13 protein-coding genes are annotated in these 9,514 nt (G+C 66.8%); 8 read left to right on the top strand and 5 right to left on the bottom strand.

What is annotated here, in order from left to right:
- On the top strand, positions 1 to 644 hold a 644-nt coding region (locus RMO04_RS08215; protein WP_309644298.1), incomplete at its 5' end, for a transglutaminase family protein.
- Between the two features lie 11 nt (positions 645 to 655).
- On the opposite strand, the gene RMO04_RS08210 is transcribed toward RMO04_RS08215, so the two are convergent.
- Positions 656 to 976: a hypothetical protein gene (locus RMO04_RS08210; RefSeq protein ID WP_309644297.1), complete on the bottom strand. Its 321-nt coding sequence runs from the start codon at positions 974 to 976 to the stop codon at positions 656 to 658.
- A gap of 258 nt (positions 977 to 1,234) precedes the next feature.
- On the opposite strand from RMO04_RS08210, the gene RMO04_RS08205 reads away from it, so the two are divergent.
- Genes RMO04_RS08205 through RMO04_RS08190 form a run of 4 tightly spaced genes read left to right on the top strand, consistent with a single transcriptional unit; the run spans position 1,235 to position 4,752 of the window.
- Complete coding sequence (locus RMO04_RS08205; protein ID WP_309644296.1) at positions 1,235 to 2,365, top strand: ABC transporter permease; 1,131 nt, start codon at positions 1,235 to 1,237, stop codon at positions 2,363 to 2,365.
- The gene (locus RMO04_RS08200; protein ID WP_309644295.1) at positions 2,362 to 3,180 is read left to right on the top strand and encodes an ABC transporter ATP-binding protein; all 819 of its coding nucleotides are present in this window, start codon (positions 2,362 to 2,364) and stop codon (positions 3,178 to 3,180) included. The genes RMO04_RS08205 and RMO04_RS08200 overlap by 4 nt, the downstream gene beginning before the upstream one ends.
- 4 nt (positions 3,181 to 3,184) lie before the next feature.
- On the top strand, positions 3,185 to 4,123 hold the full coding sequence (locus tag RMO04_RS08195) for an MlaD family protein (protein ID WP_309644294.1): 939 nt from the start codon (positions 3,185 to 3,187) through the stop codon (positions 4,121 to 4,123).
- Positions 4,120 to 4,752, top strand: a complete 633-nt coding sequence (locus tag RMO04_RS08190) for an ABC-type transport auxiliary lipoprotein family protein (protein ID WP_309644293.1) — start codon at positions 4,120 to 4,122, stop codon at positions 4,750 to 4,752. Before RMO04_RS08195 ends, RMO04_RS08190 begins: the two co-directional genes overlap by 4 nt.
- On the opposite strand, the gene folD is transcribed toward RMO04_RS08190, so the two are convergent.
- Positions 4,749 to 5,645, bottom strand: coding sequence for a bifunctional methylenetetrahydrofolate dehydrogenase/methenyltetrahydrofolate cyclohydrolase FolD (gene folD, locus RMO04_RS08185; RefSeq protein ID WP_309644292.1), 897 nt, complete (start codon positions 5,643 to 5,645; stop codon positions 4,749 to 4,751). The two genes, RMO04_RS08190 and folD, sit on opposite strands and share 4 nt — an antisense overlap.
- A gap of 83 nt (positions 5,646 to 5,728) precedes the next feature.
- On the opposite strand from folD, the gene RMO04_RS08180 reads away from it, so the two are divergent.
- Positions 5,729 to 6,229 carry a low affinity iron permease family protein gene (locus RMO04_RS08180; protein WP_309644291.1) on the top strand — a complete coding sequence of 167 codons (501 nt, stop codon included), beginning with the start codon at positions 5,729 to 5,731 and terminating at the stop codon, positions 6,227 to 6,229.
- Here RMO04_RS08180 and RMO04_RS08175 read toward each other — a convergent pair.
- Genes RMO04_RS08175 through RMO04_RS08165 form a run of 3 tightly spaced genes read right to left on the bottom strand, consistent with a single transcriptional unit; the run spans position 6,168 to position 8,222 of the window.
- Positions 6,168 to 6,620 (bottom strand): NUDIX domain-containing protein, encoded by a 453-nt coding sequence (locus tag RMO04_RS08175; protein ID WP_309644290.1) that lies wholly within the window; start codon positions 6,618 to 6,620, stop codon positions 6,168 to 6,170. The genes RMO04_RS08180 and RMO04_RS08175 overlap by 62 nt on opposite strands.
- Positions 6,620 to 7,630, bottom strand: coding sequence for a S1/P1 Nuclease (locus RMO04_RS08170; RefSeq protein WP_309644289.1), 1,011 nt, complete (start codon positions 7,628 to 7,630; stop codon positions 6,620 to 6,622). Before RMO04_RS08170 ends, RMO04_RS08175 begins: the two co-directional genes overlap by 1 nt.
- Before the next feature lie 10 nt (positions 7,631 to 7,640).
- Positions 7,641 to 8,222, bottom strand: coding sequence for a glutathione S-transferase family protein (locus RMO04_RS08165; protein ID WP_309644288.1), 582 nt, complete (start codon positions 8,220 to 8,222; stop codon positions 7,641 to 7,643).
- A gap of 169 nt (positions 8,223 to 8,391) precedes the next feature.
- Between RMO04_RS08165 and RMO04_RS08160 the strand changes: the two genes are divergently transcribed.
- Positions 8,392 to 8,877 (top strand): 3D domain-containing protein, encoded by a 486-nt coding sequence (locus RMO04_RS08160; RefSeq protein WP_309644287.1) that lies wholly within the window; start codon positions 8,392 to 8,394, stop codon positions 8,875 to 8,877.
- A 90-nt stretch (positions 8,878 to 8,967) separates the two neighbouring features.
- Positions 8,968 to 9,514 (top strand): AAA family ATPase (locus RMO04_RS08155; protein WP_309644286.1); only part of this gene is annotated, 547 nt, incomplete at its 3' end.

The following is a 9,514-nucleotide window of genomic DNA, read 5'->3' as shown; positions in this document are numbered from 1 at the left end:
TCTGCAGCCGCGTGCTGGCCCCGGCGGGACGGCTGACGATCTCGGCCGACTTCGTGATCCGGGATTCCGGCCTGGTGGACGAGTACGCCCCCGAGGCGGCGCAGATCCCGGTCAAGGATTTGCCCGACGAGGTGCTGATCTTTCTGCTGGGCAGCCGCTACTGCGAGACCGATCGCCTGAGCGACATGGCCTGGACCCTATTCCAGAACACGCCCCCAGGCTGGGCGCGGGTGCAGGCGATCGTCGACTACGTCCACAACCACATCCGGTTCGACTACCAGCAAGCGCGCCCCACCAAGACCGCCTATGAGGCCCACGCGGAGGCCGTCGGCGTCTGCCGCGACTACGCCCATCTGGCCGTGGCCTTCTGCCGCTGCATGAACATCCCGGCCCGGTACTGCACCGGCTATCTCGGCGACATCGGCGTGCCGACGGTGGGCGTGATGGATTTCAGTGCTTGGTTCGAGGTCTTCCTGGGCGGCCGCTGGTACACCTTCGACGCGCGAAACAACCGTCCGCGCATCGGCCGGGTGCTGATCGCCCGCGGTCGCGACGCCGTGGACGTGGCCATCGCAAACACCTTCGGCCAGGCGAACCTGGTCGACTTCAAGGTGGTCAGCTCCGAACTGGCGGAAGTCGCCTAGCGAACGACGCCCTAGGCCTGGGCGTTCATCGGCGGCTGATATTCCTCGATCAGGTCGGCGCGCTCGGCCTCACGCACCGCGCTTCGAACATTGAGCCGGGTCAGGACATCGGCCTCCGAGCCGTAGACATCCTTGGCTCGGGCCAGCTGCTCGCGCCAAGCGGTGCGAGCCAAGCTGTCGGTCTCGCCCACATAGAGGATGTCGACCCCTTGGGCGCCGGGCTTGGCGATGATGTAGTTGGCGCCCGCGGGCGGCAGAATCCGATCCTCTTCGAGCGAGGTGTAACGATAACGGTTGCCGGACTTACCGACGATCTCGATTTGACGGGTCAAACCACGCTCCCGACCTGGACGGACACTCCGGGGTCGGACAGACCCGCCCCCGGCTCGTGATAACCGTGCGAGTGGGGCGAAATATAGACCAAGAGGCGCGACAAACCATCACCAAGTCGCGAGGCGGGGCAGCTTATCCACCGCGCGGAACAACCTGCGCCATAAGGCGTTCCGGGTCTGGTCACCGCTCTGCTAGGTTGATCCCATTGGGGGCGTCGACTCATGCCGACGCCAATGTTCGAGGCACTACACCGTCGTATGGAACGCCCCGCCGAGTTCAATCTGGTGACCGCCAGCGACGGGTCCAAGCTGGTGCTGACCGGCGACTGGACCGCGACCTCGATCGGCGAGGCCGCACGCGATCTCTACGACGCCATCATTGGCGACGAGAGCCCGACGTCGCTGGACTTGACTGGTGTGGGACGCCTGGACACCGCCGGCGCCTTCGCCGTGATCCGGGCGACGGACGGCCATATCGGCTCTGACCGGGTCAGCGGCCGGCCGGAATCTCTGCGCCTTCTGCATCTCGTGGGCGCCGCCGCGGCGGCCAAGCCCGTCGTGGCCGCCAAGCCTCGCGGCTTCCACGAAATGACCATCCGGATCGGCAAAGGGGTGTTCAACCTCGGCCACGAAGTCTTCGAGACGCTGGTCTTCCTGGGCCACCTGCTCGTGGCTGTCGGGCGCACAGCCGGCTACCTCGTGACCAATCCGAAGCGCGTCCGCTGGGCGCCCATCGTTTCGCTCATGGAGCGCGCCGGCCTGGACGCCATCCCCATCGTCGCCATCACCTCGCTGTTCATCGGCGCCGTGGTGGGTCTTCTAGGCGCCAACATGCTGCGCCAGTTCGGCGCCGAGGTGTTCGCCGTCGAGTTGATCGGCATCGCCGTGTTGCGCGAGTTCAACATCCTGATCACCGCCATCCTGCTCGCCGGTCGCTCGGCCTCGGCCTTCGCCGCCGAGCTGGGGTCGATGAAGATGAACCAGGAAATCGACGCCATGCAGGTGCTGGGCGTCGATCCGTTCGAGGCGCTGGTGTTTCCTCGCTTCGCCGCCCTCCTCATCACGATTCCCCTGCTGACCTTCGTGGCGACCCTGGCCGGTCTCTTCGGAGGCCTGCTGGTCACCTGGACCGTCCTCGACCTTGGCCCCTCGTTCTTCCTGCAACGCATCATCGACTATGTCGGCGTGACCCAGTTCATGATCGGGCTGGTCAAGGCGCCGGTCATGGCCGTGGTGATCGCCGGCATCGGCTGCCGCCAGGGCCTGGAGGTCGGCGGCGACGTCGAGTCGCTCGGCCGCCGGGTCACCGCCGCTGTAGTTCACGCCATCTTCGCCATCATCCTCATCGACGCCATCTTCGCGCTGGTCTTCATGGAGCTGGATCTTTGAGCGACGAGCCGCATCCCGACGACGTTCTGCCGACCACCGGCCCGGCCATCGAGGTCAAGGGCCTGGTGTCGGCGTTCGGCGACCGGGTGATCCACGATGGCTTGGACCTCACGGTCAGCCGTGGCGACGTGGTGGGCGTGGTCGGCGGCTCGGGCACCGGTAAGTCCGTGCTGCTCAACACCATCATCGGACTGAAGGCGCCCGAGGCCGGTGTGGTCCGCGTGTTCGGCCAGGACATTCAGCGCGCCTCGCGCCGCAAGTGGTCGGCCATCGAGCGGCAGTGGGGCGTGCTGTTCCAGCAAGGCGCGCTGTTCTCCAACCTCACCGTGCGCGAGAACGTCTCGGCGCCGATGTACGAGCACACCGACATCCCGCGCCGCATCGTGGCCCAGCTCGCGGATCTCAAGATCGCCCTGGTCGGCCTGCCCCCGGAGGCCGGGAGCCTGAAGCCCGCGGAGCTGTCGGGCGGCATGCGCAAGCGCGCCGGCCTCGCCCGCGCCCTGGCCCTGGACCCCGAATTGCTGTTCCTCGATGAGCCGACCGCGGGGCTCGATCCGATCGGCGCCGCCTCGTTCGACGAGTTGATCAAAGACCTTTCCGACAGCCTGGACCTGACCGTCTTCATGATCACCCACGACCTCGACAGCCTCTACACGATCACTGACAGCGTCGCGGTCCTCGCCGACAAGACGGTCGTGGCCCACGCGCCGGTGCAGGAACTGGAAAAGTCCGATCATCCCTGGATCCAGGAGTACTTCCTGGGCCCGCGCGGACGCGCCGCGGTCAAGGCGCACAAAGCCGCAATGGTGAGCTAAGCTTATGGAAAAAGACGCTAACTACGCCCTGGTGGGCCTTTCGACGCTGATCCTGTTCATGGGGCTGGTGATCTTCAGCGTCTGGCTGGCGCGGGTGAGCTTCGCCCGAGATTACGACCTCTATGATGCGATCTTCCTGGGCCCAGTGCGCGGCCTCTCCCAGGGCGGCGAGGTGCATTTCAACGGCATCAAGGTGGGCGAGGTCGTCAAGATTCAGCTCGATCCCAAGAATCCGAACCGGGTCATCGCGCGCACCCGGGTCGGATCCGACGTGCCCATTCGCGAGGACTCTTTCGGCACCCTGGAACCGCAGGGGATCACGGGCGTCAACTACATCCAGATCACCGCCGGGACCCCGACCAAGCGGCTGCTCAAGGACACCGTGCCGTCGAACCAGGTTCCTCAGCTTCGCACCCAGCGCAGTGCCCTGGCCGACCTGCTAGAGGGCGGCGGCACAGTGCTGACCCGAACCGTCGAGGCGTTGGACCGGGTCAACCGTGTGCTGTCGGACCAGAACATCAAGTCCTTCACCGGCGCGGTCGGCGACGCCAAGGAGGTCACCGCCGAATTGCGTGATCGCAAGGCCATCATCGCCGACGCCCAGAGCGCTCTGCGCAGCATCGACGCCGCCGCCCAGCAGTTGGCCACCCTGTCGCAATCGGGCCAGCAACTGATCGACGGCGACGGCAAGCGCACCATGAAGAACGTCGCCGACGCGGCGCAGGAAGCCCAAGCCACGGCCAAGGATCTGCGGATCATGGTCGGCAAGCTGGAAGGCCCCACCAGCGACTTCGCCACCAACGGCCTGCCACAGCTCACCGCGTCGGTGGCCGCCCTGCAGCAGACCGCCGAGTCCCTTGATCGTCTGATCCGGGAAATCGAAGGCAACCCCCGCGGCCTGGTCGGCAAGCCGGCGGCCCAGGAAGTGGAGATCAAGCCATGAGCGCTTTCAACCGCCAGCTCCGGGCGTTGGCCGCCGTGGCGATGACGCTTTCGCTCGGCGCCTGCATCTCCCTGTTCCCCAAGGACGACCCGGCCCAGCTCTACCGGTTCGATGGCCGGGAACCCTCCTCGGAGGCGAGCGTCGGGCGGCCGGCGACTCAGTTCGGCGTAGTTCGCGCGGGCGGCGCATTCTCGCGCGCGGCGTCCGGCGACCGAATACTGACCGTCACGGGGGGACAGGCGGCCTACGTGGCGGCGTCGCGGTGGGTTTCGCCAGCCTCCACCTTGTTCGACGAGGCCCTGGCCCGCGCCTTCGACCTCAACACAGGCGCCGCGCGCCTGGTCACCCGTGGCGAGGCGGCCAAGGCCGACTTCTCGTTGCGCGTGGACGTCACCCGGTTCGAGGCGGTCTATGACCGCGGTCCGGAGGCCGCGCCGCTGATCATGGTCAGCCTTCGAGTCACGCTCGCCCGCCCTGACCGAACGCTCGCCGGCTCGGATCTGATCGAGGCTCAGGTCCGCGCGGGCGACAACCGCGTCTCGGCCATCGTCGCGGCGTTCGATCAGGCGGTCGGCGACGTGTTGAGCGCGCTGACAGCCTGGACCAACCGGACCGGCTCGGCCGCCTAGTCGTCCAGCCCGGCGATCCGCTTGGCCGCCGTCACGGTGTTCTGCAGCAGGCAGGCCACCGTCATCAGGCCGACTCCGCCCGGCACCGGGGTGATGTAGCCGGCGACCGCTGAGGCTTCCTTGTAAGCCACATCGCCGACCAGCTTGGTCTTGCCCTCGGCAGCCTTGACCGGATCGCGGAACGGCACCCGGTTGATGCCGACATCGATCACCGCGGCGCCTGGCTTGATCCAGTCGGCCTTGATCATCTGCGGCCGGCCCACCGCCGCCACCAGGATGTCGGCGTCGCGGCAGACAGCCGCCAGATCCTGGGTGCGCGAGTGGGCGATGGTCACGGTGCAGTCGGCGCCCAACAGGAGCTGGGCGATTGGCCGGCCCACCAGGACGGAACGCCCCACCACCACAGCCCGTTTGCCCGTGAGGTCGCCCAGGGCGTCGGTCAACATGATCATACAGCCGCGCGGCGTGCAGGGGACCAGCGCCTTCTGGCCCTGGGCCAGCAGCCCGGCATTGATCGGGTGCAGGCCGTCGACGTCCTTGCGCGGATCGATGGACGAGATCACCGCCTTTTCATCCAGCCCCTTGGGCAGCGGCAGCTGCACGAGGATGCCATGGATCGCGGGATCGCCATTCAGAGTTTCCACCAGGGCCAGCAGATTCTTCTGGCTGGTGTCGGCCGCCAGGCGGTGCGTCACCGAGTGCATGCCAGCGGCCCTGGAGTGCTCGCCCTTGGAGCGGACATAGACCTGGCTGGCGGCATCATCTCCGACCAGGACGACGGCCAGGCCGGGCGTGAGGCCGTGCTGGGCTTTGAGATCCGCCACCTCGGCGGCGACCTCGGCGCGGATGCGTTCGGCCGTGGCCTTGCCGTCGATGATCTGAGCCTGCGACATCCGCCCTCGCGCTTGATCGGAACTTGGCCGTGGACTAGCCGTTCAGCCCGCGCCGCGCAATGCGACGCGACTGGAGCTCGAATATGTCGCGCCTGACTAAGTTCTTCACGCGCTTCGCCTCGGCGACATCGCGCTGGACCGGGCACCCCTTCGTCTTCATCGGCTGCTGCACGATCGTGATCCTGTGGGGACTGTCGGGGCCGGTCTTCGGCTTCTCCGACACCTGGCAGCTGGTGATCAACACCGGCACGACGATCATCACCTTCCTGATGGTGTTCCTGATCCAGAATACCCAGAACCGCGACAACAACGCCCTGCACGCCAAGCTGGACGAGCTGATCCGGGTGTCGAAAGCCGACAACTATTTCATCGGCATCGAGAACCTGCCGCAGGAAGAGCTGGAACAGCTTCTGGCCGAGCTCGACAAACTGGCCCCGCAGATGCGCAAGGCGATGGGGCCCGACAAGGTCCCCCACCCCAGCCCGAAGATCGCCGGCAAGACGCCGCCGACCAAGCGCGCGCCTAGCCCCGCCGCAGCCAAGCGCTCACCGCCCAGGCGTGGGCCGGGTGCCGCAACGTCCTGATCGCCTCTGTCGGGTCGATCCAGATCAGGGTGTGATCGTCCTCGACCTTCAGGGTGGGATCTGAGCCTTCGACCTTCACGACGAAGACCGTGGCGCGATTGTTGAGTGGCGTTCCGTCGGTGTTGACGAAGAATTGGTCGGCCTCGGTGAGCGCCTCGACGACCGTGATCACCAGGCCCGTCTCCTCACCGAACTCGCGGACCACGGCCAGATCCGGCGTCTCGCCCGGATCGACGGCTCCGCCCGGCAGGTCGCGCCAGGACCCGCCGCCCGCCTTCTCTATCGCGACAAGGGCGATCTTCCCGCCGTTTTCAGCGATCCCGAAGGCGGCGGGCCGGTCGGCGTAGACCCGGCCGCCGACACGCTCGCCAAACTGCGGGACGTCTCGCATCAGTCCTTGCCGTAGAGCGCGTCGTAGGGATCGACCTTGCCCGACAGCACATCGTCCACCCGCACCACCGGCCAGCCGACGGTGACCCGGGTGCTGCCGCGCCAGGCCGAGACCACCATGTCGCGCAGCTCGGACGCGCCGGCCGCCAGCCGTTCGGTGGCGAAGGCCACGCCCCTCGCGTCGCCGGCCTGAAGGCCGCCGGCCTTTTCCATCTCGTAGAACGGGATGACGAAGCGGCTGGTCGCGATCAGGTAGTCAACGGCCCGCTTCTCGATGGCGCACTTGCAATCGACAGCCGCCGACATCCTGGCGGCCACGGCGCCGGGCTTGATGTTGGCGAACACGAATTCGCTCTCGAAAGGGCCGTGGACCTTGGCGGTCGTGTAGCCGTTCGGGTTCGGATATTCCGAGCCCCAGCCGTTGTAGTGGACTGAGACGTGCAGCGGCTGGGCGCCGTCCCCGACGAAGTGGGACAGGTGGCCGATGGTCGCCAGGATCTGCGTCTCGCGCCGCGCAAGATCGCGAACCAGCCAGGCCTTGCGCACCTTGTCGCGCTCACGCTCGGCGGCGTGCTTGACCACGCGCCAATAGCCGAAATCCTTGGCCAGTTGCTGGTGCTGGTCGATGATTGAGTACTGCAGGTAGCCAGCCTTCCAGCTGTCCAGGCCGCTGGTCTGCAACCCTTTCTCGTAGTCCGCCCGCGTGTTCGGCAAGGGCAGGAACGCCGGACCGCCCAGCAGCTTGCCGTCGTCGTCCAGGTCCACGAAATGGCCCGCGTCGCGGTTGTGGTCGTGAATGCGCCCCGAGCCCTTGGAGCGGTCCTGCTCGCGCGATAGCTCTCCCACATCACGAACAGCCTGTGGATTGCGCAGGAAGGCGGGGATCTCGCCGGGCAAGGCGCGCATGGCGGCCTCGCCCAAGATGCGGTGGCCCATGTTTCCCCAAGCGAGGGCCGGAGCCGGCGCGAGGGCTGCGAGGAGAGCGGCGGCGAGCGCGACGGTGCGGATCATGCTTCTCCGTTTAGGCGATCTTTAGCGCCGTCTCCACCCGCTTCACCCAGGCCTGCACCGATGGATAGAGCGCCAGGTCGAAACCGCCCTCGTGCGCCGAGCGGGTGTAGGCCACCAGCGCGATGTCGGCGAGGCTGACCCGCTGCCCGACCAGGAAGCCGCCACCGGACAGGCCGTCTTCCAGTCGCTTCAGAGCCCCGTTTCCGCGCTCCACGAGTTTCGGGTCCAGCGAGGACACCGGCTTGCCCAGATACCGCACTTGGAAGCGGGCCACGGCGACATAGGGCTCATGGCTGTACTGCTCCCAGAACATCCATTCCAGCATCCGCGCCCTTAGGTACGCGTCGGCGGGGATCAGGTCGGAGCCCTCCGCCAGATGGAGCAGGATGGCGTTCGACTGCGCCAGGGGCCGGCCGTCGTCCAGAATCACCGCCGGGACCTGGCCGGCCGGATTCAGCGCCAGAAACGCCGGCGTTCGAGTCTCCGCCTTCAGGACGTCGGTCTCGATCCAGTCATAGGCCAGCCCCAGATGGTCGGCGGCCCACTTCACCTTCAGGCAGTTGCCAGAGATCGAGTCGCCGTAGATTTGCATGGCCAATTCCCTTGCTGAGCAAGGGTTTCAATAGAGTAGACCAAGGTCGGCGCAAGCCAAGCTCTTCGGTAAGACCTGTTAGTTCGTCTGCAAGCCGGTTTGACTCTTACCCTTGAGTCCGGGTACCCAAGCCCCTGCTGCACAGATCAACGACGAAGGAGCCGCCGTCATGCGACGTCGCCTCGCCGCCCTTGCCGCCCTGCCTGTCCTACTTGGACTTTGCTCCAGCGCCCAGGCTGCGCCCTCTTCCGATCCCATTGGCGACCTGATCGTTTCGGCCCTGACAGGCGCCCTGCCGGGCACGCCGGAATTCCGCCTGAAGGCCACCCTGTACCATGCCGGCGCCAAGGGCGTGGGCGCCCTGGACTCCCTGGGCTGCAAGGTCGTCGCCATGCGCACCGTGGCCACCGATCGTAACGTGATCCCGCGCCGCACGAAGCTCTACATCAAGGAAACCGTCGGCCTACCAATGCCCGACGGCTCCAAGCACGACGGCTTCTGGTACGCCACCGACACCGGCGGCGCGATCAAGGGCGAGAAGATCGACCTCTATACCGGCCACGGTTCGTCCTCCATGCGTCCGCTGATGGCGCTGAACCTGGCCAAGCTCACCGTGCACAAGGCCGGTGAGTTCAAGGGCTGCCCCCCGGCCTGACGGCCGCCGCGACGCTCGACACGTTTTCCCAGGCCTGACTCAACGCCACCGCCTCGCGGCGGCGACAACCTCCATGGCTTGAGGACTCTCATGATCGTCACGAAACCCAACTTCTTCCTCTTCACCGGCGGCCCGGGGGTTGGGAAGACCACGTTGATTGACCATCTGCGCGCCCGCGGCGAACGCTGCGTCGAGGAAACCCACCGCCGGGTGATCCGCGAAGAGGTCGCAACGGGCGGAACGGCCCTGCCCTGGATCGACGTCCAGGCCTATGGCGAACGCACCGCGCGCGAGGACATCGCCATCTTCGATTCGATGATCGATGTGGAAGAGCGGGTGTTCTTCGACCGGGGCATCCCGGACACCGGCGGACCAGGCTTCACCCCGCCGCCCTGGCACCTGGAGGCATTGCGCACGCGGCGCTACAGCACCACGGTTTTCGTGCCGCCGCCTTGGCGCAAGATCTACGGACAAGATACGGAAAGAAGCCAGACTTGGGACGAGGCCGAGCAGGTCCACGACCTCATCCTCGGCCATTGCCGCCAACTGTCCTATGAGCCGGTGATCCTGCCCCTGGCCAGCGTCGAGGACCGCGCGGCCTTCGTCCTCACCATCGCCGATCAGGTCTCGACGAAGG

The sequence above is a fragment of the Phenylobacterium sp. genome (assembly GCF_031412415.1).
In the GTDB taxonomy this organism is placed as follows: domain Bacteria; phylum Pseudomonadota; class Alphaproteobacteria; order Caulobacterales; family Caulobacteraceae; genus Phenylobacterium.
The sequence above is the reverse complement of the archived record's forward strand: the minus strand, read 5'-3'. Positions and strand labels throughout refer to the sequence as shown.